The sequence below is a fragment of the Gemmatimonadota bacterium genome, from assembly GCA_016712265.1.
Lineage (GTDB): Bacteria > Gemmatimonadota > Gemmatimonadetes > Gemmatimonadales > Gemmatimonadaceae > RBC101.
In genome coordinates this window covers 502,618-524,603 of the sequence record JADJRJ010000028.1, presented here as the reverse complement: position 1 = coordinate 524,603, position 21,986 = coordinate 502,618, and the positions used below count along the sequence as shown (strand labels likewise).

Here is a 21,986-nt window from a genome sequence, read left to right as displayed (position 1 = left end):
GCCATCACGCGGGACTCCTTTCCGGACCTCATGCGCCGCGAAACCGCTGCAGGAGGTCCCGTGTCTTCAGGATCCCGTCGTGCTCGCTCAACCGCCCCCCTTCGTACTCGATCCCGACAAACCCGCTGTAGCCGGCCGCCAGCACGATCCCCATCATCCGCGTGTAATCCGTCCCGGTTTCCACCCCGGCGTCGTCAAAGTCGTGGGACTTGGCACTCACGGCCTTGGCAAACGGCATCAACGCGGTGACCCCCTGGTACCGGTCATACCACTCCTCACACGTCCCATTCGCCCCTGACCGCAGGCAGAAATTCCCGAAGTCCGGAAGCGTCCCGCAGCGCGGATGGTTCACCATCCGCATCACGCCGGCCAGCCACTCCCCATTGCTCGAGAAGCCGCCGTGGTTCTCCACGATCACGTTGATCCCGCGCCCTGCCCCAAACTCGGTGAGGGAGCGCAGGCCATCGGCGGCCAGGCGCTGCTGCTCCTCATAGGTGCCGCTGCTCGCCGCGTTCACGCGAATCGAGTGACAGCCGAGTTCGGCCGCGCATTCCACCCAGCGATGGTGGTTGGCCACCGCAGTCGCCCGTTTGGTCGTATCGGGATCGCCGAGGTTGCCCTCGCCGTCGCACATGATCAGCAACGTGCGGACGCCCTCGCCCGCGGCGCGTCGCCGGTACTCGGCGAGGTACGCCGCATCACGCGCCTTGTCCTTGAAGAACGTGTTGACCAACTCGACGGCCCCGAGCCCGTAGGTCTTTCGGGCGATGACGGGAAAGTCCAGGTGATCCAGCTCGCGTCGCCCCAGGGTGCGGTGCAGAGACCACTCCGCGAGGGAGATCTCGAACCGTGGAGCCCCGGGGCGCACGATGCGTGGCCAGGCCACTGCCGCCGCCGCGAGGGAAGTCGTCTTGAGGAAGTGGCGGCGGTTATTCATGGTATCACGGCAGAAGTGGTCGGACGGGCACCGGCGTCCATCACGTGACGTGCTGACGGAAGAACGCCACCGTGCGGTCCCACGCCAGCTTCGCCGCCGCTGGGTCGAAGCGTGGTGTCGTGTTGTTGTTGAAGCCGTGTTGCGTACCGGGATACAGGTGTCGCTCGTACCTCACCCCCGCCGCCTTCAGCGCGGTCTCGTATTCCGGCCAGCTCGCGTTGATCCGCGCATCGTTCTCCGCTGACTGAATCATGACCGGCGCCTTGATCTTCGGCACGTCCGCGGTGTTGGGGGACGAACCATAAAACGCCACGCCCGCCGAGAGGTCCGTGCCCAGCTGCGTCGCCAGGAAATTGACCATCCCGCCACCGTAGCAAAAACCCACCGCGCCGATCTTCCCGCTGCACTCCGGCCGCGCCTTGAGGAAGTGCGACGCCGCGATGAAGTCTTCGCGTGTCTTGGCCTGATCGAGCTTGGGGAAGGCCTCGCGCGCCTTGTCCTCGTCGCCCGGGTATCCGCCGAGTGGAAAGAGCGCGTCCGGGGCAAACGCCACGAAGCCGTCGACAGCGAGGCGCCGGGCGATGTCCTCGATGTGCGGGTTGAGTCCGCGGTTCTCGTGGATGACCAACACCCCCGGCGCGCGTCCCGCCGCCGTGGGGCGGGCCACATAGCCGCGCATCGTGCCGTAGCCCTTTGGCGAGGGATACTCGATGTGCTCCTGCAGGATGCGCGCGTCGTCATGGGCGACGATTTGCGCCTGCAGGAACTTGGGGCTCAGCTGTTCGAGCAACATGGCGGCGGTCACGCCCCCCACCGCGTACTTCGCGGCCTTGTCGAGAAAGCCGCGGCGATCAAGACCACCGTGGACATAGGCGTCGAACAGGATCAGGAGTTCCTGGTCGAAATCGTGGGCGGTCTTCTGTTCCATGGATGTGGGGTCGACGGGGTGAAAGCCGTGTGGACGTCGGGAGCGGCCCGCGGGCACCGCTGACGTTACGGGCCGGCGCAAGGCGGCGCCACTCGCAGGCACCCATGTCACCGTCCGGCCCGGTTCTCCGATTCCCCGGTGTACCCTTCTCCGGAGAACACCGTGATTCCACGCCCCATTCCCTCGGCCACCGTCGCCCGGATTGCCTTGGTCGGCGTCGCCTTGGCCGTCGCCGCATGCAGCGACCCATCCACCCCGCTCCGACCGGCCCTCGGGGCCAGCGCGGCCGTCAATCCCGCCAGTGCGTTTGACGAGTTCATCAACGCACAGGGCTCGTATTGCGACGACGACACAATCCCCTGCGGCGCTCCGCCGTACGATATCGGGTTCATCCCCTGTTACGGCGACAACGATCCCGTCGCACCGTGCTTCATCGCCGACTTCGGCGGGGTGAATGCCAGGTATTGGGCGCGCAACGGATTCCGGCCAGCACAGCCCTCCTTCGCGGCCAACGGAACGGTGTCGGAGTTGCTCCTCCCGGATGGCCGTCGACGACTGAGGGCGAGCATTCGGAGTACCAACACGTTCACGGCACTCTATCCCAGTCCCCCGCCCCCTCCGCCCCCCCGGCGCCCCCCCCCCCGGCCGGGCCCCCCCCGCCCCCCCCCCCCCCCCCCCCGGCGCGCGCGGGCCCCCCCCCCCCGGGCGCCCCGGCGGCCTCCACCGTGGCTCACCTGCCGCGGATCACCACGTCGCGGCTGGTCGGTCGGCGGATCACCCGCTGAGACTCGGTGGTGTGCGGGGTGCGCGGGATCGACCCCGCGCACCTCGGTCCAACTTAACGCGGCCGCAGGATGCGCGTCCGATCCATGGGGGTTGCCGGCGTTGTGCGCAGCTGAAAGACAAGGCCGTCGAAATCGCGCGCCGGAACCATCTGCATCAGCTGCGTCGCATCGCGGGTGCGCGCGTCGGCATCATCGGGGACGTTGTATCCGCCCCACCACCGGTGCCCGTGCGGCGCCTGCAGCCATGCCTTCAGTGGCGAAGTCGCACGGACACTGCGCAGGTCGAGGAAGAAGTTCCCGATGCCTGCTGACGCCAACGTCTCTTCCAGCGATCCGGTGGCAGGCGCCGCGTGGGTGTACCGCCGAAAGCCCCATCGCCCACTGCTGTCCGGCGCATTGGCCTGAAAGCCGCCAGATCCGAAGGCAAACCCGACGGCGTAATAGGCGTCGCCAAGGGCAGTGCCGAGGTGCCCTCCCATCGCGAGATCCGGGGACCGCAGGTACTCCAAGGCACTCCGCTGGACATGCCCGTTGTGCGCCCACAACACGGCGCGTTCCCGTGCTCCCAACTGGGCCAGCAGGAGGTCGGCCATCGCGCGGTCGCGCCCCCCCGGGGTGCCATACATGGTGAGGTGGGCGCGCAGTTCCGTTGCCCGCACACCAAGCTCAATACGCTGCGAATGGTCTGCCATCCCGCGGGACAGCGCTCCGGCAACGCGCTCTGTCGCCGCCACCAACGAGTCAAAGCCGGCGCGCTGTCCCTGGAACATCCGCTGCGTCACCGGCGGGGCCGCAGCAACGAGGCTGTCGATCCGGTCCGCCAAGCCGGTGTTCATGGGACCGAGCAGCGCCCGGAGGCGCGTCGCGACCGCCTCGCCGTCCTGCGCATCCACCCCGATAAGGCGGACCCGGTCGCCCTGTGGCGCGCGCGCGTTCCAGTCCCGGAGGTCACGCAGCAAGGCGGCGTTTTCCTCGACTGCCCAGATCAACATCCCGAACCCCGGCATCGCGGCCGCGACGTCCCCCGCTCCTCCCTGGATCCATTCGTCGAGCAGGCGCGCGCGTGAGGCGCTCGCTTCGTACGCGACCACCCGAATCCCGTGATGTCGAATCAGCCACATCGTGGCGCGCCGCTTGAGGTCGAACGCCTCGTGTTGGCCGTGGGTGGCCTCGCCCAGGCCGATGATCCGCGCCCCCATTGTTGCCGCCCCGAGTGCGCGAAACGCGGCCGTGCTGTCCCCGAGGGGGCGGCCCGCGGCACGAAGATCCGCCAACACGGTTCGATCCTGCGCGGACGGTCCGGACGTGCCGACCAGACCGCCGAGCAGGCAACCGACGACGGCGATTCGAGTGGAGAATTCGGCCTTCATGACTCCTGGGGAGCGGGTTTCCCTCCCGCAGGGCCGGAGGGCGCCGTCTTCGACACCCGTGCGACCCATCTGGTTACGCGTTGTCCGGGTGACCGGGCGGTACATCCATAAGGCGTACCAGACTGGGTGGAACATCGCCGGACGACGTCGGTACTGCCTGAGATGTCCGGCGAGCCGTATCTTGAACGGCCCCAAGGCGTTTCGTCCCTCCGCGCACGCGTCGCATGTTCGCCTCCCGCCGTACCTTCCGACCGCTGCTGGCTGCTGTCGCCGTCCTCATGAACGCGGGCGGTGCGACGGCCCAGCAACCGCCGCGCCGGCCCCCAGTGCCGCCGGCGCGTCAACCCAACCGGACCCCCGCCCCACCAAAGGCGGACACGGCGAAAAAGCCAGCGGCCGACACCGCGGCGGCCAAGCCGGTGGAAGCGGCCCCGGTCCCTCGGGTCCCGATGGCGACCCTGTTCGGTACCGTCTTCGATTCCGTCCACATGGCGCCGCTCGCCGGTGCCCTCGTCTCGGTCGAAGGAACGCCACGATCCGCCACCACGACCGACAAGGGCGTCTTCCGCGTCGACTCCATCCCGCCGGGCACCTACAAGGTGCGCGTGTCGCACGTCCTGCTCGACTCGATCGGGATGGCGATGGTGACCAACGACATCGAGTTGGCGGACCAGGGCGTCGAAAGCATTCAGCTGTCGATTCCGGCCGGCCCCACGCTGGTGGAAGCCTCCTGCCCCGCCGCACGACGCGCGCTCGGGGCCGGGGCAATCATCGGGCGCCTGCTCGACGCCGACACCGACGAACCCGTGAAGGGTGGCCGGGTTTCGGTCGTTTGGGAGGAAGTCTCACTCAACGCCAACCTCCGCCGACTGCCCCGGCGACGCGACGCCCTCAGTGGCGAAGATGGCGTCTACCGCATCTGTGGACTCCCCCTGGCCTTTGAAGGCACCTTGCAGGCCGACCTCAAGGGGATCACCACCTCCGAAGTGCGCGTGAAGTTCGAGGGTGATGCACTGCTCGTGCAGGGCCTCAAGATCGGCAACGCGAACACCGTCGCGGTCGCCACCGGCGACTCCGCCGCCGCCCGCCAGAAAGAAGCCGCGGTAGGCAAGTCCTTCTCCGCCGCCACGTTGCAGCGCGGCCAGGCCGTGCTCACCGGGCGCGTCATCAACGCCGCCGGTGCCCCGGTCGTTGGGGCACGTGTCGACGTGCTCGGCACCCCCGGCATGACACTCACCGGCGCCGGGGGCGAGTTCCGCATCGACTCCCTTCCCTCCGGAACGCAAACGCTGGTCGCACGGCAGATCGGCTTCGCCCCGGTGGAGCAGTCCGTGGAGCTCACCACGCGAATGGCCGCGCGCGCAGAGGTGAAGATGGACCGCGCCGCCGCGGTGCTCGCCGAGGTGAAGGTCACCGCCGAGGCAGACGCCGGGCTGGACAAGGTGGGGTATACGCAGCGGAAGAAGCAGGGCTTTGGGTACCACGTCTCCGGCGACGACATCGCCAAACGTGCGCCCAACCTGCTGACCGACGTTTTTCGGACCATCCCCGGGCTTCGCGTCGTGCCATCGGGCAACGATTACGTCATCCAGAGCACGCGCAATGCGATGAACGGTTGCGTGAAGTACTGGATCGACGGCTCGCCGTGGGAGGCGATCTTCCCCGGTGACGTGGACCGCATCATTCCCCCATGGGAAGTCGGGGCGGTTGAGGTCTACAATGGCTCCAGCGTGCCGGCGCAGTTCCAGGCGCCGGGCCAGTCGTCGTGCGCGGCGATCGTGATCTGGAGCAAGACGCGGCTCAATGCGCCGACGGGGCGACCGCGACGGTGACCCGCGCGATGTCGGTGTGCCCCGGTCTTCGCCGTCCCGACCTGCGCCCTGAGCTGCTCGGGACGGCGTTCGCCCGATGACCACGCCGGAGCATTGGACCCGCCTGTCGGCGCTGGTCGACGAGGCGCTTGCCCTTCCGGTTGAGGCGCGGGCCGGCTGGTTGGCCCAATTGGCGGCCGTCGACGCGGCGCTGGCGGAACAGGTGGCGGAGTTTCTCGCCTCCAGCGATGAGGCATCACGCGACGGGTTCATGCGGGCCCCCGACGTGAGGTCCTCGCCGTCCGGGGGCGCGGCGGGGCTCGTCTGTGGTCCCTACGAGTTGGAGTCGCTGATCGGACGCGGCGGCATGGGCAGTGTGTGGCGCGCGCATCGACGCGACGGCCGGTATCAGGGGACCGCGGCGGTCAAGCTCCTCTCCCCCTCCCTGTTGGACAAGGCGGGCGACGGCCGCTTTCGTCGCGAAGGCGAGATCCTCGCGCGGCTGCGCCACCCCCATATTGCCCAACTGCTCGATGCAGGCGTCACAGCCGAGGGGCAGCCGTACCTGGTGCTGGAGTACATCGATGGCGTGCACCTGGACGTGTGGTGCCGGGAACAACAGCTCGACCTGCGCCGTCGCGTCGCGCTCTTCCTCGATGTGCTGTCGGCCGTCGCCCACGCGCACGCCAACCTGGTGGTGCATCGCGACCTGAAGCCATCCAACATCCTCGTGGACCGCGCGGGAAGCGTGAAGCTGCTCGACTTCGGGGTCGCCAAGCTGATCGAGGATGGCGCACCCGACGGGGGGGCGGCACTCACGCAGGATGGACGCCAGCTGTTGACGCCGCGATATGCATCGCCGGAGCAGCTAACGGCCGGCCCGGTGACGACCGCGACCGATGTCTACGCGCTGGGTGTGGTGCTCTTTGAGCTGCTGACGGGCGAGCGCCCGTACCGGCTGGCGCGGGAGTCCCGCGGGGCGCTCGAGGACGCCATCGTGACGGGGGAACCGCTCCGTCCCAGCGCCTGCGTCAGCGCGCCCGCGCAGCGCCGTCTGCTGCAAGGGGATCTCGACACGATCCTGCTGAAGGCCCTGCGCAAGGACCCGGGGGAACGGTACGCCACGGCGACGGCGCTGGCGGATGACCTGGCGGCGTGGCTCGAGCGTCGTCCGGTTCGGGCACGCCCTGACTCGTTGGGGTACCGTGCGTCCCGGTTCGTCCGGCGCAACGTGTTGGGGGTGACCGCCGCGACCGCCATGGCCGTGACGGTGCTCGCGGGTGCCACCGTGGCCCTGCTCCAGGCCCGGCGTGCGCGTGCAGAACAGGAACGTGCCGAGGAGATCACGCGCTTCGTCACGGGCATCTTTCGCGACGCCGACCCGTACAATGGAGACGGCACCGCGTTGACGGCCATTGACCTGCTGACCCAGGCCGCGTCGCGCGTGGACAGCACGTTGCGCGGGCGCGAGGACCTGCAGCTGGAACTGTCGGCACTCATCGGCGGGAGCCTCGCGAGCCTCCAGGCCTACGCGGCCGCAGAGCCGATCCTGTTCACGGTGTCACGCCGCCAGCAGGCGCGGTACGGCCCGACCGACCTGCGCACCATCGAGTCGCAGATCAACCTTGGGGGCTTGTACCGGTATCGGGGTGACCTGGACGGCATGGACTCGCTCATGACGCAGGTGCTGCGCGCGTTGCGGGCAAGTCCGACCCCCAATACTTCCCTGCTGGTACGAGCGCTGATCGACTCGGTCCACCTGGCCATTGACCGGGGACAGGCTGGTGCCGCCCTGATCTCCGCGCAGGCGGCAGACTCGCTCGCTGCGTTCCTGCCGGACAGCAACGAACATCGCGTCGCCGCGGCCCAGATGCTTGCCGTGACACTCGAAAGCGTGGGCCGCGACCACGCGGCGTCGCTGGCCGCCGCCGAGCGCGCGGTGCAGGTGACGCAGGCCTACTACGGGGGGCTCGCGTCACATCCACGCGTCATCGAGGGTCAGATGGTGCTCGGACGCGCTTTCGCGCGGCTGGGGCGGACGCGCGAGGCCATACGGGTCCTGCGATCCGCGGACAGTGCCGCGCATATCTCCATGGGAGCCGACGGCTATACCCGCGCCTTCATCCGGGGCAGCCTCGGCAATTACGAGCTGGAACTGCTGCGACACGGCGCCGCATTGGCCGAATACGAGGAGGCCGCGCGCATCCTCCGCGCCAACGGCGACAGCATCAGCGTCAGTGCATGGATCCTGCAGCTGAACTTAGCCAACACCTACGTGCAGTGGGAACGGGGACGCACCGCGTTGCCCGTGTATGATCGCGCCATCCCCGCGCTCACCCGTGAGTGGGGAGGTGGAAACCCGCGACTGACGGGGTTTCGTGTGGCGCAGGCGCAGGCCCTGGTACAGGCCCGACAGCTGGACGCCGCCGCGCGGCTCCTCGACGCGCTCGCGTCCGATACCGCCGCCGTCGCCCCTGCCGTCCGCGCGCGCTTCATGCAAGTGCGCGGGATGCTCGCCCTCGGCCAGGGACGTGCGCGGGACGCGGTGCGTCTTCAGGAAGCCGCGCTTGCCGCCGTGCCGGAGTCGGACCAGGTCACCAGCCAGCGCCAGCGCGCGCAGATCCTCGCGAACCTGTCCCGGGCCTGGCGCCGCGCGGGTGACCCGGCGCGGGCGAACCAGGTCGCCGCGGATGCGCGGGCGGCGTATGCGCGTGGAGGGGTCGACAGCCTGCCGGCGTTCATTGAGGAATCGCTGAGCGGCGGCACGAACTGACGCGGTCGCACGCAGGGCGCTCGATTTCATCATCGCGCTGGGTGCCCTCCCTTGCACGGTCGCGCGTGCTGTCGAACTTCGTACCTTGTCCGTGCATGGCCCGCTCCTATCGCCACCCGATCCGCCAATTCCTCCTCTTCACCCATCGTTGGATGGGGATTCCCGCGGCGCTCTTCCTTGCCGCGATGGGAGCAAGCGGGGCGATCCTCGTGTATGAACGCCCGGTCGATCGGCTGCTCGTCCCGCGACTGCACGTCGTCCGGCTCGGCACCACGCGGCTTCCCCTGGATTCGCTCGTCGCCATCGCCGATCGCGCAGCGCCGCGTCCCGTGAAGGCGGGCTGGCTCCTGCTCCCGCAACGGCCGGACGAAGCGGCACGCGTGCAATATCGGTTTCGCCACGTCTTCATCGATCCCTACCGCGGCACCGTGCTGGGGGAACGCGGGATGGGCGAGTCGGTGGTCAACCAGCTGCGGAACTTCCACCAGACCTTCTTCCTCAAGCGGGTGGGGCGTTTCATCGCCCTGGTGTGTACCGGCGCCGGCATCCTGCTCGCGTTGGGTGGCGTGATCCTCTGGTGGCCCCGCAAGATCGTGCGGTTCCGTGCGCGGACGTCCTGGCGACGGATCAACTACGACCTGCACAACGTCACGGGACTCCTCGGACTCGTGGGGATCCTGCTCTTCGGCGGGACCGCCCTCATGATGGCGTCCGGCGACGTGTTGGATCCCTTGTATCGGCGCACCTTCGGCGACGCCCCGAATCCGCAGTTGTTGCCCGGCTCGCCGCGGTCGGGTGAACCTGCGAGCCTCGACGCCATCGCGCGCGCAGCCGACGCTGCCGTCCCGGGGCCGATGCGCGAGATCGTCATCCCCGCCGACCCGCACGGCACCTATCGGGTGCAGAAGCAGGCGCCGGGCGAATACGGCTATCGGGCGCGCAACATCGTGTTTGTCGACGGCAACGACGCGCGGGTGCGTGGCGTGATCGACCAGAACCGACGGCCGATGGGGACGCGGGTCCAGATGCTCACCGAGGATTGGCACGTCGCCGCCTTTGCGCCGCAGTGGTCGCTGATCCTTGGCGTGGTCAGCTGCCTGCTCCTGGCGTTCACCAGCCTGACCGGGCCGTTGATCTGGTGGAAGCCGCGTCGCAAGGCGCCCCGATCGCCCTCGGGAAGCGCCGCGCCGGCTACGCCGCCTTCAGGTGCCGAATCACCGTGACCTCCCCGTGCGGCACGAGGCGGTAGCCGTTCCAGCAAGACAGCTCAATACGTGGCGCCGTCGGGCCCCACGCCTCCAGCTTGCGACGCAGGTTGTGGATGTGGACCTGCATGCGCGTCCTGGGCACGAGCCGGCACGGCACCTTCGGCCACGCCGCCTTGATGAGTTCGTGGTGCGGGACGACCTCACCCGGTCGCGCCGCCAGGAGCCGAAAGAGCGCCGCCTCGATCCGCGTGAGGCAGCAGCCCCCGCGGCCCTCCATGAACATCACCCCACAGATGCCCATGAAGGTCACTGGGCCGAGCCGGATCGTGGGGGTCGCGTGAAACCGGCGCTCCAGGACGGCCATGTGCAGGGCCCAACGCACCGCGCGGCGCAGTTCCATCCGACGCGCCCAGGGTGACACGACCCGGTCAGCACCCGCGGCGACAAGCTTCTCGTAGTCGAAGGCAGCCGGAGCCAGCGCGACCACGCGCGTGCGCACGTACTCCTTGAGCTCGCAGATCGTGGCCGCCGTCTCCCCCGGCAGCTCACACCCCATGATCACCAGGTCGGGCGCGGCAGACACCGCCATTGTTCGCACCATCGAGGGATCGGTGGTCGAGAGCGTGCGGTAGCGCCAGGCCACGGTGGCGCGGGCAACCGCACGGACCACGTCGGCGTCGGGATACGCAACAAGGACGGTGGTCACGGGCCTCCTGGGCGCAGGGGGGAGGGATGGGTGCCCGGCGCCGTACGCGACGAGTGTCGTCCCGGTTTCTGGCGTTGTGGTCGTCCGCCGAGGACCGTCGCCGACGCGAGGAATGCGATCCGCCTGTGCGCGCCACAAACGAGCCAAGCTCTTGCGGCACAGCGTGTTACGTCGCGCAGAAATTTCCCTCCTGTTTCTTAAAACGTTCTCTCTATAGGGGCACTCAACAGGGAGAACAACATGCGCGACGCGGAGTCCGACATCCTTGCGCGGGAGCACGGCAGACTGGTCGGCGACCAGGGCGGAGATTTCCGGCGATCGAGCGCGGTCGCCGGCGACCTCAATGGACCCTCACGTCGCGATGACGGACGCGTCGACGAGCCCTACCATCTGACGCGTCACTCGAGCGGGGTCGCACGCCGGGCCGGCGGAGTCGCTGAGGGCTCCGGCGGTTTGTCCCGGGTCGCATGCCTGTGCGCCGGTGACGCAACCCGAGTGACGCGCGAGGGGCACAGGGTTGTCGCAGTCGCCATCGGACGCTTCTGCCACCGATCCGGGTGCGCGCACGACGAGGACACTGCGTTCGGCGAGCTTCGCCGTGTTGCCCCGAGCTGGAGCGGAGGCGGCCGCCGACGCGACCGCCGCGCGCAGGACTCCAATGCACGCGCGCGACGGCGCCGCGACGTTGCCGATGGATCGATGGTCCTCGACGGGGGGCGCGACGGTCGCACGCGTCACCGCGTCGCTCCTTCCGGACCAGCACACCTTCTCCAGCGAGCCTCGCGCCTTCTGCACGGTACGCGTCGCGGGATGGCCTGGCGGCTGCGCGCACTTGCTCGGGGCGTGCACCGCGCGGTCGTGACCATGTCTGGCGTCGTCGCCGCGCCGTTCGCCTTGCTTGCGCGTCAGTTGCCTGTGCACCGCGGGCCGACGCGTCTCGCGCCCGGTCCGTCGCGTCGTGTGCCGCGCACGTCCGGTGTTGGCGCGACCCTCGCGCGACAATCCCACCGGGCGCCGCGTGACGCGCGGCCCTCGTCCGCTCGTCGCGCGCGGACGCATCGTGCGCGCGCGCCTCCGATCGGTGGTGCCATCGACCGGCGTGGCGTTTCCCCGGTCACCGCGCGCGGTATCCCCTTCCCCTTCACTGCATTCACCTTGCGCTTCCATCGGAAGCGCGCCTTCACTGGAGATCCATTGTATGAGAAAGAACCATGCACACACCCTGCGGGTGTTGACGCGCACCCGTGACTTCCTCGCCCGCACGCAGGTGACCAGCCTCGTCGGTGACCTGGAGGTGCAACGCAAGGAACTCGATGCCTTGATCACGCAGTTGGCGTCCTTCGGTGACCAGACCCGGATGCTGATGCAGGCATCGCGTTCTGGTACGCTCGCGGCGAGGCAACTCGCTCGGCGCCTCCGCCGCGTCTTCATTCGACCTGTGGTCCGTGCCGGGCGACGGATGACGGGAGCCGAGCTGGAGGCGCTGCGCGTGCTGACGATGCCGAGGACCGGGAACTTCGAGCAGTTGGCCAGCACCGGTAACGCGTTTGCGGACCTGGTGGACCGTCACCAGGCGCAGTTTGTCTCAGCGGGCTTGTCGTCGGATGCAGCGGCGAAGTTGCGCGCCGCATCGACAGAGCTCCTGGCCGCCGTCCACACGCGCTCGGCCGACCAGGGTCAGCGTGTGGCGAAGTCGCAGGGTGCCCTCGCGACGGCGACGGCCGGACACCGCCTGTTGCGGTTGATTGATGCACTGGTGGATCCGTCCCTGGAGTCGGACCCGGCGATGTCGGCGGAATGGCGGTCGCTGGTGCGGATTGGAGGGCGGACCGGCGGTGGAGAGGTCGCCGAGCAGGAGTCGGTGACCCCGGCGCCGTCAGGGCCGGCGGAGGAGTTGCGGGCGGCGTAGTGTCGCGGTGACCAGCGGGTCGAACGGGCAGCGGGAGAGGATCCCCGCTGCCCGTTCGTCTTGGCCGCCATCGTCCGGTCGGCCACCGAGCGCGTGGACCGACCTCGCTCACCTGGGCGCGACGGCGCTCCAGCGACTGACGGCGTCAGTTTGCAGTGCAGGTGATGCGCTTGGGGACGGGATGGTACGCCGACCGGTCTGCGATCCGGTTAGCGATGGGGATGGCAAGACTCCTCGATGAACTGCACCTCGCGATCCGGACCCGGCACTACAGTCGCCGGACGGAAAAGACCTACCGGAGCTGGATCGTGCGGTTCGTCCGGTTCTGCGACCTTCGGCATCCCCGGAAATGTGGGGAGGCGGAGGTGAAGGCCTTCATCGAACACCTCGCGGCGGGCCGGCAGGTGGCAGCGACAACCCAGAACCAGGCCATTGCGGCCTTGCTCTTTCTGTACCGTGACGTGCTGGGCCAGCCCCTCGGCTCGCTGCCGGCGGTGGTGCGTCCCAAGCTGCCCCATCGACTGCCGAACGTGCTGGAGCCGAGTGAGGTCGAGCGGGTGATCGCAGCGATGACCGGGACCCCGAGGCTCGTCGTGATGTTGTTGTACGGAGCGGGGTTGCGCCTCAACGAGGCGATGCACCTGCGGGTAAAGGACCTGGACCTGACCCGTCACACGGTGGTCGTTCGTGCTGGCAAGGGTAACAAGGACCGTCGCAGCATGCTGCCGGCGCAGGTAGTGCCGCTGCTCGCGGACCATGTCGAGCGCGAACGAGTGCGCCATGCGAAGCGCGTGAAGGCGGGTGGAGGCTACCATCCGTTGCCCGGTGCGCTCTCGCGGAAGTTGCCGGGCGCGCAGCTTGACTGGCGCTGGAGCTGGGTCTTTCCTGCGACGCGCGACACCTGGGACCCGGCGCACGCCCGGCCGTTGCGATATCCGTTGCATCCCAGTGTCGTCCAGCGCGCGATCACGGCGGCCGGTGTGCGAGCCGGCCTGAACAAGCGAGTCACGGCGCACACCTTTCGGCATTCGTTTGCGACGCACCTGTTGCGATCCGGGTACGACATCCGAACCGTTCAGGAGTTGTTGGGTCACGTGGATGTGTCCACGACGATGGTGTACCTGCACGTACTGGATCGGGGCCTTGGGGTACGGAGTCCGTTGGACGGTTTGCGGCTGCCAGGGCCCCCTTCTGGCGACCCCTGCAAGCCAACATCCGAGCCGTAGCGTCGCATTACGTCGTCGCCCGACGGCCCGGCGCGCTGGCTGTGGCGTTCGTGCCACACGCCTAAACCTTGATGGGTAGGGGACTTTCGCGCACTTTCCCCCTAAAGCCTGCGGCGTTATGTCGCAGCGTGTGAAGGCGGTGGTGAGCCGCGGCAAGCGGATACGCGGTCGTGACCCAATTCACGTTATGCGGCCTCGCCGACAGTTACTCACCGTACCTTAGTCGCAGCGCCGCGGTCCGCAGCTCCGTCGTCCTGTGGCACGCACGGATACAGTTCCCCGATCGTCCGCTGATTTCGCACCAGACAATCGCCGCTCCATGCGCACACCGGGCACGCTCTTCGTACTCCCCATTCTGTCCGCCTTCGCCTTGAGCGCCTTCGGGTGCGATCGCGCCCGAGTGGACGCGGTCGCGGTCCATCCGCTCGTCAGTGCGGCTGGTGCACGATCCGGATGCACCGTTTCCGCACCACCTGTATGTGTTCAATGCCGACGGCACCGGCCATCAAGCGAATCCGGATGCCGGCAATCCCCGCACGAGCGACGCGACGGCAAGGAATCTGGGCGGTCCGCAGCGACCACGTTGAGCAAGTGGGTGGAGCTCTCGGCCGACCGGGCGACGCGTCAGTACGCGGGACGCTTGGAGCTCACGATGGCGATCAGGGTGGTGGGGATTCCCTGACCGCGACCAGAAACCGTCAAGGTCTTCGACGCGACCGAGTGCCTGGGCCTTGCGCCGGCGACGCCGAAGCCGCTCAGCGGCACCCGGGTCACGCTGCCTTAGGCCGCATCGCTGGGGGCCTGAGCGACCGGCTCAGAGCATGCTCGCCGCATAACAGTGGATTGCTGCTGTCGCCGCGGTGGGCTGGCGGAGTGGGCCGGCGCCTTTCATTGTAGGGGCGGGTACGGCGCCGGCCCACTCCGCTCTTGTATGATGCGGCGCAGCAGAACCCGGACGTTATGCCGCTCCGCAGAATCGACCCTTCAGCCCTTCGTATCGTGACGCATCCCATCGCCGCTTGCATTCGCTGTGGTGGTTCCCTGGAGCCCGGCTTCCTCCTGGACCATATCGGCGGTGGCTCGGTGCAGTCGCAGTGGTTTGGCGGCGAGCCGACGCCGAAGGCGGCTGGGCAGGCTCAGTCGCGTGGGATCGGACGGCCGGTCAGTGCTCGTCGCTGCACCGCGTGTGGCGCGCTTGAACTCTTCGCACCCTAACGGATAGGCTCGCGGGAGCACGGCGGGGCGCTTCTCCAAGCGACGGACAGCGCAACATACTCCCCCCGACGCGGGCCCTATGAAGTAGCGCTGGCTCGTCTCGAAGCGACCCCAAATGACCGTCTTGCGCTCGCGTGGCCCGCGAATCGCCGCCCGTCCTTGGGTGCACTTGCCGTTACTACCTCGGGCTCGGGAACCGGCAGGAGGGCGGCAGGCTCGCGCGGGATGCCCTGACCGCGTCGTGCACAACAGCGACTCTCTCTTCTTCCCTGGCTGACAGCGTGCCCTACGTACTTGCGCGCTTCGACGCGGCATAACAATGTGTTGCAACAGGCGAGGCGCTGTGGTGGGCGGCTACGCCGCTGTCTTATGATACTGCCTCGCTGCTGAACACAGACGTTATGCGGTCAATACCCGGAGGGTGAGCAGCATGGCGAGATTCTCAAGGTGGATGCCCCAAGCGCCGCGGCAGGAGCGAGGTGCCACGCCGCTCGGATGGGTTGTGCTCGCGCTGATCATCGCGGGCATCGTGGCCGCTGTCCTCGCCTCGCCCGTGGCGCGCGGGGCGGCCGGCATACTCGTCGTCGGCCTGGCGGTCGCGGCGGTTGCTGAGCGGCGGAGCCGCGAGGCAATGCGGACGCTCCGCGTCGGCGAGGACATCGGGACGTTCGCTCGCGCGCTGGACCGCCGGGACCCAGCGTTCGACCCGTGGGTGGTGCGCGCAGTTTGGGACGCCCTGCGGGGAGGTTACGAGCGGGCGGGTTGGGAGATGCCGCTGCGGCCGGGGGGACCATGGAGGGCGGACCTCGGGATCGACGGCGAGGACCTTGAGTTCGATGTCCTGCCAACGGTGACAACGCGAACATTCCGGTCATTCACCTGGGAAGATGTCCACGCGAACCCGATGTACGACCGCGTCGACACAGTGGCGGATCTGATTCAGTTCGTCGCGCTGCAGCCCCGGCGTGCCGCTTAACGAACTGTTGCAGCCGACGGAAGCGCGGTCGTGTTTCCCGGGATCAGCCCAACGCGGTGGTCGCTATGGAGCGCGACGGACCCGTGTCGTTGCGCGTAAGTCAGCCCGGCTATCGGGAGTGGCGCCGTGACAACGGGATGGCCAAGCGCACATCACACTGCAGCGTCGTGCAAGCCCTGACAGTGACGGCCCTGCTCCAAGGACTTGAATGCGGCGCAATGGCCGCATAACAACGCGCTGCACAAGGCGGGCCATGGTGGGGTAGCCGTCCCGCCCGGGCCGCGGTAGGATCATGAGGTGTCGGCCCGGGCGGGACGGCAATTGTTCACATGGCCCGCATGTGAGCGCGGGACGTTATACCGACTGAGAGACTCCACGGTTCTTCACCAGCTGCATCTCTCTTGTCTGAGGGACTTCATGGTGGTCTTGGCGGCCGCGTTATCCACGATGGCGTCTCGGCCCTCCCGGACGCACGGTGCGCGTGGACCAACGCGACCTGTTTGATAGGAACCGTGTCCGGGGCCACCGTCGCCCCCACCGGGCGGCGGGTTGCACCGCGTCCCCGGCGCGTGGCGGACTACGGCGACTCCGGCCAGCGACGGGGGCCACCACCGCGGTCGAGGGTGCACGGGGCCGGGACCGACGGCGCCCCACCGACGCGCGGCGTCGGCCCCGTGGCGGTATAACCACACATTGCACCCGCGGGCGCGCCCGGCCAATCGGTGCTCGCCCCCGCGCCCCTCGGTCGGGCGGCTGGCGCCTCCGCGGGCGGAAGGCCAGCTTCCGGCGGAAGGACAGGGGCGCCAACCGCCTTCTATATCCTAGGGGCGCCCTCCGGTGGATGGCGCGCCCGCAGGTGAATGTGACACGTTAGCAGGACTGAACACCCTTCGGAGGATCCCTTTGGGCGAAGCGAAGATGGTGTCGCCACCGTCGCGCTGGAAGCGGATCGGCAGTCGACTCCTGCTGGCGCTGAACTCTGGCCTCTTCGTGTGGGCCCTCGTGGCGCGCATGCAGTGGGGTGACACTCCCGAGCATTCGACCGGCTTCGTCTTCCTCACCGGAGCGCTGTGCGCACAATCGCTGTGCGAGTTCGTGTCGTCATCTCGCGCACGCGGGGGCTTGCTCATCGCCGCGAGCGTGCTGATTGCAGTGGCCCTGGCCCTGATCGCGCGCTAGTGCCGAGCGACAGGTCGGCCCCCTGCCCATTCTATGACCCACCCAGATGAGAGGCAAGCCGAGATCGCTCGCCTACAGGCGGAGTTTGTGCGGATACTGACCGTGCTCGACGCCGAGCTCGCGGTGGTGGCGACGGAAGGCACGACGGACGGGTGGGACCCATCGCTGCTGGAGACCGTCCGGTCAGACCCGGGTGCCCGGGAACGTTTCGCTCAGATCATCCAGCGCTTCACCTTGGAGGCCGAGGCGAAGCGCGAGCGACAAGCGCGCGGGGTGCACGAAGCATCGGACCTGGAGGGACGCGCAATGGCGGCAATCCGCCAGGGTGAGGACGCGATTGCCTACAACCTCCTGCGGACACTCACAGAACGCCGTGGGGACCTCGAGGCTGGAGCTGAGGCACTGACGGCGCTTGACGCTTTGGTCGCCGCGGGTCGGCGTTTGCTGGACGATGCTGCGCCCCGGAGCGACATGAACGCGCGTGGCGGACCGTGATCATCTCCGACGCCAGCGTCCCTCGCCGTCGGCCGCGCTCCGAGAGGCTCGCGATGCCTGCTAACAGACTGTTGCAACAGTCAGTCGCCGTGGTGCATGCTCGCTACGCTCGCTCTATAGGAGCGCCTGCAGTTGAACAGTAACGTTAGGCATCGCTTCGAGGGATGCCCCGACTCGTCGCCTTCTGGCTGCGTTCAGCGGCACGGGCATGACCCGAGCGAGGCGGGCAAAGGGCCCGGGCGCGTTCTCCGGGGCCGCTTACCGCCGGCGCTGGCTTGACGGCCCGACTGGGCGGCTCTAGCGTGCAGGCATGGAACTTCTGAGCCGCATCTCGATCGACCCGGCGATCCGATTCGGGAAGCCGTGCGTCCGGGGCACACGCATTTCGGTGGGGGACGTCCTCGGGTATCTCGCCGGCGGGATGAGCGAGGCGGCCGTCCCATGGGACTTTCCTCAGCGCACGCACGACGACATCCTGGCGTGCTTGGCCTTTGCAGCGGGGCGCGAGCGCCGGGTCATGCCCGTTCCCGCGGCCTAAGTGGCCGTTCGGCTCCTCTTCGACGAGAATCTGTCGGCACGTCTGGTCCGCGACCTCGCGCCGGAGTTCCCGACTCGCGTGACGTCGTGTCCGTGCTTGTGCCCGGCCGTCGGACGAGGCCATCTGGACGTACGCCGGCGCTCACGGGTTCGTCATCATCACCAAGGACGAAGATTTTCAGCGGTTCAGCGTCTGGCGCGGGTTTCCGCCCAAAGTGATTTGGATCCGGCAGGGGAATGCGTCGACGGGAGCCGTCGCGGCCCTGCTGCGGGCAGTATGACGCAGATTCGCGAGTTCGTGGCACACCCGGACGCAGCGTTTCTCCCCCTCGGACGACTGCCGGGCGATGCCTAACAGCGTGCAGGAGCGGTCAGCCGCATCAAGGACGCGGCTTCGCCGCTTGGTGATACTGCGTCTGCCGCTCAGCACAGGTCGTTATCCGGCGGCGGGGAGGGGGCATGCGCCCCGGCGCTATTCACCACCACGCGTTTCGAGAGGGCCTCGGGGGAGTACGAAATGAGCGTCCGCATTCCTGCGCGTTGTGATAGCTGCGGCTACACCTTCCAGAGTCCGATCGCCGTTCCGCCCGGCATGCGGAGTTCGGCGTTCATCGGCAACAAGACACAATGCCCGCGCTGCGGTGGGGTGGCTCAGATCGTCGACACGACGGTGGATGAGCAGGGCAGGGTAAAGTTCCTCCGAACGGCGTTCAAAGTCCTTCGCACACCAGAGGTTACTCGCGAAGACTTGCGTCGCCTCGAACGCCTCCTCCGGGAGTCGCAGGAGAAGGAACAACAGCAGGAGGTCGTAGCCGCCCAGGCAGCCGCGATACGCCCCGAGTTTGGCCGGCTGCTCAAGCCGAAGACCGCAGGTGATTTCTACCAGATGCTGGGCGTACTTCTGATGCTCGTGTTATGGATCATCGACAAGTTTGGCGATCCCACGATTGAGATCAATCAGACGATCATCAATCAACTCGTGCAGGGGCCCCCAGCTGCAGTAGAGCCTGCCCTCCCACGGAGCGCGGGCCCGTTCCATCCACATGCGACTCCGCAGCGGCGCCAGAATCTCAATGCCGAGCCGACTACTTCTCCCGAACGGAGGCGCAAGGCGGTGTCACCCAAGCGAACCATGCGCACGAAAGCATGGAAGAACGCCCGCTGCCGCTGTGGGTCGGGCAAATCACAGCGCTCATGCTGCGGATGATGCGCCGGATAACATCGCGTGCAGCAGTCAGCCGTGGGGTCTGCTCGCTGCGCTCGCTTCATAGCGTCGGCTGCAGCTGACGCTTAACGTTATACAGTCAGTCCCGAGACGTAGGCCGCGTGGGGAATGGTGCCACCACCTTGAGCCCGCGCACGAGCGAGCGGAGCGCCGCAAAATCCTGGTCGCGGGTGATGAGCGTCCAGCCGACCTCGCGTGCCTGGAACGCGAGCAACACATCATTCTGTCGACTCGCGCTCACGCTGCTGGCGCCGCTGCGCCCCAGCGCTGCGCCGGCCCGATGCCATGCGTGACGTGAGGGGGCGAGAAGCGCGCGCGGCGCTCGAAGGTGCCCACGAGCCCCTCGTCGAGGGCGCGCCGGGCGCGCTCGGTCCGCGCCCCGGCGGCGAGTTCCGCAACGACCACGCTGGACAGGACGGTCAGCGGGAGGGCCCACGTGAGAAAGGCCTTCAGCTCCTCCATCTCGTCGGGTTGCCGCAATGCGTCGACCACGACGTTCGTGTCGAGCGTGTAGATCACCCCGCGCGCCGCCCGGTCTCGACCGACGCCGGCCCCCCGCCGCCACGAGGGAATCGAGTCCATCGAAGACCTCCGTCCGGAACACGACGAGATCGAGGGCGGCATCGACGGCGGCGGTCTCCGTGTCTGTCCCCAAGGCGCGGCGGGCGGCGTCGAGCTTGCGCTGATCCATGAGCATGTTCTTGCGCTTGAGCACGGGGCGGGTCGACGACATTGGATAGGGGTGAGGGTGCGGCGAAGGATAGGGCGGCATACAGCTTCCAGCAAGCCGTCGGCTGTATAACAGTGGGTTGCTGCCGACCCCGCGCGGGGCTGGCGGAGTGGGCCGACGCCCTTCATTGTACGGGCAGGGCACGGCGCCGGCCCACTCCGCATTGTTTAGAGGCGGTGCGGCAGAACCCTAACGTTATGCCGCAGTCGAGTGAGCTGTCGCGTACGCCCTGGTTGAGTGATTCCTTCTCGTATCGCATCGGCTCATGCTCGGCCGACTCCTTGCCAACGCCCTCGCCGCGCTCCGACGCCTTGAGCTGCACTGGCGGTGGGAGAGTCCCTCGCCCCGCGCCTCGGCGGTCCTGACTCCGACGGGCGCGGCCGTCGCTGCGTTGCGCCGGGGGACTGCCGTCCTCGCTCCCTTGTTGGAATCCCACGGTTTCCGACTGCAGGCTCCTACTGAGGGCCGGGGCTCGGGCGGCCCGTTCGCCTGGACGACGTTCGTCCGAGGCACTCGCGCACTGGAGCTGCATCAGCGCTTCGGCCTCGGGATCGTGCTCTACCGCGACGCCGCTGTCTGGCTGGAGCACGGGGGGTACATGCGGGCGCTTGGGGCAGATCCCACGGAGGTCCGCTATCCGGGCTTCGACGCAGATCCCCTCGCGGCCTATGCGGCCGTGCTTGCGGACTTACAGCGCTACGCCGCCGAGTTCCTGCGCACGGACGCCCCCGTCTTGCGCGCGGCGGGCACCGCGGCAGCGGAGAGTCGCGCGACGGCCCATCGGTCGGAGCGGAGCGCGTGGGCTGGTGATCTTGAGCGTCGCGCCCGGGCCCGTGATGCCTTCCGGGCGAGACGGTATGGAGAGGCCTGTGCCGAGCTCGAGGCGGTGACCGATCCCGAGCTGCTCATGCCGAGTGAGCGGGAGATGTGGCGCCTCGCCGCGGAGCGCGGTGCGCCGCCGCGAGGCACTGACGCGCCGGGTGCGGCATAACAACGCGCAGCATAAGCCGGGCCGTGGGGGTGGCCGTCCCGCCCGGGCCGCGATAGGATCATGGGGTGGCGGCCCGGGCGGGCCGGCATTTGTACAGATGGCCCGCATATGAGCGCGGGACGTTAGCCTGCACTGTGGCCTGATCTGGTACCTTCCGTGCCACCTATCGAACCGAAGGACGACATTCGACCACGCCTGGAGAGTGAGGCACGCTGGGCAGCCGCTTGGCGCACGTTCGCGGTGGTCTGCGTCTACGTCGTGCTCGAGGTGCTCTGGCCCGAGTCGGTCCAGCGCCTGCCACTTCATATCTTCCTAGCCCTGGCCGGCGCGTGGGCAATCCGAATCGGGGAGACCGGGGGCGGCCCGGTCTTCGAGCGTGCCGACCATTCCTCGAAGTTCCTCGGACTACCGATGCTCATCGGCGGCGTGTTGACGCTCCTTGATTTGTGGGCGTTGGTGAGCCCCTCGTGATGCGGGTGCGCGCGAGTTGATCTAGTGCAAGGGCGAGGTCGGGCGGAGCGACCAATTCAGCCACGCGCATCTCACTGACGCGGCATCGAGTGGCCCCGGAGCACATCTCAGCGTGGGAGCCCCTCCGAGGACGATGTCGAACGCAGGACTGCGCAACGTACGAAGTGGAGAGCGTCGACCTGCTCATTCCAGAGTGCTTCGCAGGCGGAAGTGCGCGGACGCCCCAAGAGCTCGGCGGAGCGGGTGCCTTCGCGCGTGCAGGCTAACAGATGGCTGCACAAGGCGGTCGCTTTGGGCTGGCCGTCCCGCCCGCCGCATGATATGGTAGGGCGAGGTCTTGCGGCGGGCGGGACGGCTTGATCGGAGCGCCCGCTTGTGAGCCATGGACGTTAGGCAGCAGGCGGTCGTTCTCTTCAAGGCAAGGACCCTCTGAACATGCGGTGGTTGGTGGTACCGATCCTGGGAGCACTCGCGTGTAGGAACAGCTTGGCCGACATGGAGGCCCGTCTCCCCG

The 21,986-nt window shown here is 68.2% G+C and carries 22 protein-coding genes; 14 read left to right on the top strand and 8 right to left on the bottom strand.

The features are described 5' to 3' along the window. Positions 1-28 precede the first annotated feature (28 nt). The 4 genes from IPK85_09205 to IPK85_09190 all read right to left on the bottom strand — a co-directional run bounded on the left by IPK85_09205 (position 29) and on the right by IPK85_09190 (position 4,020). Positions 29-937 (bottom strand): TIM barrel protein, encoded by a 909-nt coding sequence (locus tag IPK85_09205; GenBank protein MBK8247557.1) that lies wholly within the window; start codon positions 935-937, stop codon positions 29-31. 40 nt (positions 938-977) lie between these two features. Then, positions 978-1,865: a dienelactone hydrolase family protein gene (locus IPK85_09200; GenBank protein ID MBK8247556.1), complete on the bottom strand. Its 888-nt coding sequence runs from the start codon at positions 1,863-1,865 to the stop codon at positions 978-980. A gap of 107 nt (positions 1,866-1,972) precedes the next feature. Then, the gene (locus tag IPK85_09195; GenBank protein MBK8247555.1) at positions 1,973-2,257 is read right to left on the bottom strand and encodes a hypothetical protein; all 285 of its coding nucleotides are present in this window, start codon (positions 2,255-2,257) and stop codon (positions 1,973-1,975) included. 446 nt (positions 2,258-2,703) lie between these two features. Beyond that, complete coding sequence (locus IPK85_09190) at positions 2,704-4,020, bottom strand: erythromycin esterase family protein (protein ID MBK8247554.1); 1,317 nt, start codon at positions 4,018-4,020, stop codon at positions 2,704-2,706. Positions 4,021-4,244: 224 nt separating this feature from the next. Here IPK85_09190 and IPK85_09185 point away from each other — a divergent pair, with 224 nt between their 5' ends. From IPK85_09185 to IPK85_09175, 3 genes are all read left to right on the top strand, one after another. Beyond that, on the top strand, positions 4,245-5,852 hold the full coding sequence (locus tag IPK85_09185; GenBank protein ID MBK8247553.1) for a carboxypeptidase regulatory-like domain-containing protein: 1,608 nt from the start codon (positions 4,245-4,247) through the stop codon (positions 5,850-5,852). A 76-nt stretch (positions 5,853-5,928) separates the two neighbouring features. Then, positions 5,929-8,604 carry a serine/threonine protein kinase gene (locus IPK85_09180; GenBank protein ID MBK8247552.1) on the top strand — a complete coding sequence of 892 codons (2,676 nt, stop codon included), beginning with the start codon at positions 5,929-5,931 and terminating at the stop codon, positions 8,602-8,604. Between the two features lie 95 nt (positions 8,605-8,699). Next, the gene (locus IPK85_09175; protein ID MBK8247551.1) at positions 8,700-9,827 is read left to right on the top strand and encodes a PepSY domain-containing protein; all 1,128 of its coding nucleotides are present in this window, start codon (positions 8,700-8,702) and stop codon (positions 9,825-9,827) included. Here IPK85_09175 and IPK85_09170 read toward each other — a convergent pair. Together IPK85_09170 and IPK85_09165 are read right to left on the bottom strand one after the other, a co-directional pair. Then, a complete protein-coding gene (locus IPK85_09170) occupies positions 9,796-10,518 on the bottom strand; it encodes a response regulator transcription factor (protein MBK8247550.1) in 723 nt (240 codons plus the stop codon). The genes IPK85_09175 and IPK85_09170 overlap by 32 nt on opposite strands. Positions 10,519-10,869: 351 nt before the next feature. Then, on the bottom strand, positions 10,870-11,256 hold the full coding sequence (locus IPK85_09165; GenBank protein ID MBK8247549.1) for a hypothetical protein: 387 nt from the start codon (positions 11,254-11,256) through the stop codon (positions 10,870-10,872). Positions 11,257-11,716: 460 nt separating this feature from the next. Between IPK85_09165 and IPK85_09160 the strand changes: the two genes are divergently transcribed. From IPK85_09160 to IPK85_09120, 9 genes are all read left to right on the top strand, one after another. Continuing rightward, on the top strand, positions 11,717-12,427 hold the full coding sequence (locus tag IPK85_09160) for a hypothetical protein (GenBank protein ID MBK8247548.1): 711 nt from the start codon (positions 11,717-11,719) through the stop codon (positions 12,425-12,427). 215 nt (positions 12,428-12,642) lie between these two features. Next, positions 12,643-13,653 (top strand): integron integrase, encoded by a 1,011-nt coding sequence (locus IPK85_09155; GenBank protein MBK8247547.1) that lies wholly within the window; start codon positions 12,643-12,645, stop codon positions 13,651-13,653. A 999-nt stretch (positions 13,654-14,652) separates the two neighbouring features. Further along, a complete protein-coding gene (locus IPK85_09150) occupies positions 14,653-14,868 on the top strand; it encodes a hypothetical protein (protein ID MBK8247546.1) in 216 nt (71 codons plus the stop codon). Between the two features lie 502 nt (positions 14,869-15,370). After that, positions 15,371-15,844 carry a hypothetical protein gene (locus IPK85_09145; protein ID MBK8247545.1) on the top strand — a complete coding sequence of 158 codons (474 nt, stop codon included), beginning with the start codon at positions 15,371-15,373 and terminating at the stop codon, positions 15,842-15,844. Positions 15,845-16,747: 903 nt separating this feature from the next. Continuing rightward, positions 16,748-17,023 carry a hypothetical protein gene (locus tag IPK85_09140; GenBank protein MBK8247544.1) on the top strand — a complete coding sequence of 92 codons (276 nt, stop codon included), beginning with the start codon at positions 16,748-16,750 and terminating at the stop codon, positions 17,021-17,023. A 33-nt stretch (positions 17,024-17,056) separates the two neighbouring features. Further along, entirely contained in the window at positions 17,057-17,518 is a 462-nt protein-coding gene (locus IPK85_09135; GenBank protein ID MBK8247543.1) for a hypothetical protein, read from the top strand. Positions 17,519-17,828: 310 nt separating this feature from the next. Further along, on the top strand, positions 17,829-18,056 hold the full coding sequence (locus tag IPK85_09130; protein MBK8247542.1) for a DUF433 domain-containing protein: 228 nt from the start codon (positions 17,829-17,831) through the stop codon (positions 18,054-18,056). Positions 18,057-18,177: 121 nt separating this feature from the next. After that, positions 18,178-18,336: a DUF5615 family PIN-like protein gene (locus IPK85_09125; protein ID MBK8247541.1), complete on the top strand. Its 159-nt coding sequence runs from the start codon at positions 18,178-18,180 to the stop codon at positions 18,334-18,336. Positions 18,337-18,572: 236 nt separating this feature from the next. Continuing rightward, on the top strand, positions 18,573-19,262 hold the full coding sequence (locus IPK85_09120) for a hypothetical protein (protein ID MBK8247540.1): 690 nt from the start codon (positions 18,573-18,575) through the stop codon (positions 19,260-19,262). Positions 19,263-19,359: 97 nt separating this feature from the next. On the opposite strand, the gene IPK85_09115 is transcribed toward IPK85_09120, so the two are convergent. Together IPK85_09115 and IPK85_09110 are read right to left on the bottom strand one after the other, a co-directional pair. Further along, positions 19,360-19,521 (bottom strand): hypothetical protein, encoded by a 162-nt coding sequence (locus tag IPK85_09115; GenBank protein MBK8247539.1) that lies wholly within the window; start codon positions 19,519-19,521, stop codon positions 19,360-19,362. Beyond that, positions 19,518-19,862, bottom strand: coding sequence for a hypothetical protein (locus tag IPK85_09110; GenBank protein ID MBK8247538.1), 345 nt, complete (start codon positions 19,860-19,862; stop codon positions 19,518-19,520). Before IPK85_09110 ends, IPK85_09115 begins: the two co-directional genes overlap by 4 nt. Before the next feature lie 413 nt (positions 19,863-20,275). Here IPK85_09110 and IPK85_09105 point away from each other — a divergent pair, with 413 nt between their 5' ends. Together IPK85_09105 and IPK85_09100 are read left to right on the top strand one after the other, a co-directional pair. Continuing rightward, positions 20,276-21,001, top strand: coding sequence for a hypothetical protein (locus IPK85_09105; protein MBK8247537.1), 726 nt, complete (start codon positions 20,276-20,278; stop codon positions 20,999-21,001). A 156-nt stretch (positions 21,002-21,157) separates the two neighbouring features. Then, positions 21,158-21,472 (top strand): hypothetical protein, encoded by a 315-nt coding sequence (locus IPK85_09100; protein MBK8247536.1) that lies wholly within the window; start codon positions 21,158-21,160, stop codon positions 21,470-21,472. Positions 21,473-21,986 lie beyond the last annotated feature (514 nt).

Bases quoted from the DNA above. Each gene is read 5' to 3' on its own strand.
- IPK85_09205 (MBK8247557.1), bottom strand. From the start codon at position 937: ATGAATAACCGCCGCCACTTCCTCAAGACGACTTCCCTCGCGGCGGCG.
- IPK85_09200 (MBK8247556.1), bottom strand. From the start codon at position 1,865: ATGGAACAGAAGACCGCCCACGATTTCGACCAGGAACTCCTGATCCTG.
- IPK85_09195 (MBK8247555.1), bottom strand. From the start codon at position 2,257: ATGAACCCGATATCGTACGGCGGAGCGCCGCAGGGGATTGTGTCGTCG.
- IPK85_09190 (MBK8247554.1), bottom strand. From the start codon at position 4,020: ATGAAGGCCGAATTCTCCACTCGAATCGCCGTCGTCGGTTGCCTGCTC.
- IPK85_09185 (MBK8247553.1), top strand. From the start codon at position 4,245: ATGTTCGCCTCCCGCCGTACCTTCCGACCGCTGCTGGCTGCTGTCGCC.
- IPK85_09180 (MBK8247552.1), top strand. From the start codon at position 5,929: ATGACCACGCCGGAGCATTGGACCCGCCTGTCGGCGCTGGTCGACGAG.
- IPK85_09175 (MBK8247551.1), top strand. From the start codon at position 8,700: ATGGCCCGCTCCTATCGCCACCCGATCCGCCAATTCCTCCTCTTCACC.
- IPK85_09160 (MBK8247548.1), top strand. From the start codon at position 11,717: ATGAGAAAGAACCATGCACACACCCTGCGGGTGTTGACGCGCACCCGT.
- IPK85_09155 (MBK8247547.1), top strand. From the start codon at position 12,643: ATGGGGATGGCAAGACTCCTCGATGAACTGCACCTCGCGATCCGGACC.
- IPK85_09135 (MBK8247543.1), top strand. From the start codon at position 17,057: ATGACCCACCCAGATGAGAGGCAAGCCGAGATCGCTCGCCTACAGGCG.
- IPK85_09130 (MBK8247542.1), top strand. From the start codon at position 17,829: ATGGAACTTCTGAGCCGCATCTCGATCGACCCGGCGATCCGATTCGGG.
- IPK85_09120 (MBK8247540.1), top strand. From the start codon at position 18,573: ATGAGCGTCCGCATTCCTGCGCGTTGTGATAGCTGCGGCTACACCTTC.
- IPK85_09110 (MBK8247538.1), bottom strand. From the start codon at position 19,862: ATGGACTCGATTCCCTCGTGGCGGCGGGGGGCCGGCGTCGGTCGAGAC.
- IPK85_09105 (MBK8247537.1), top strand. From the start codon at position 20,276: ATGCTCGGCCGACTCCTTGCCAACGCCCTCGCCGCGCTCCGACGCCTT.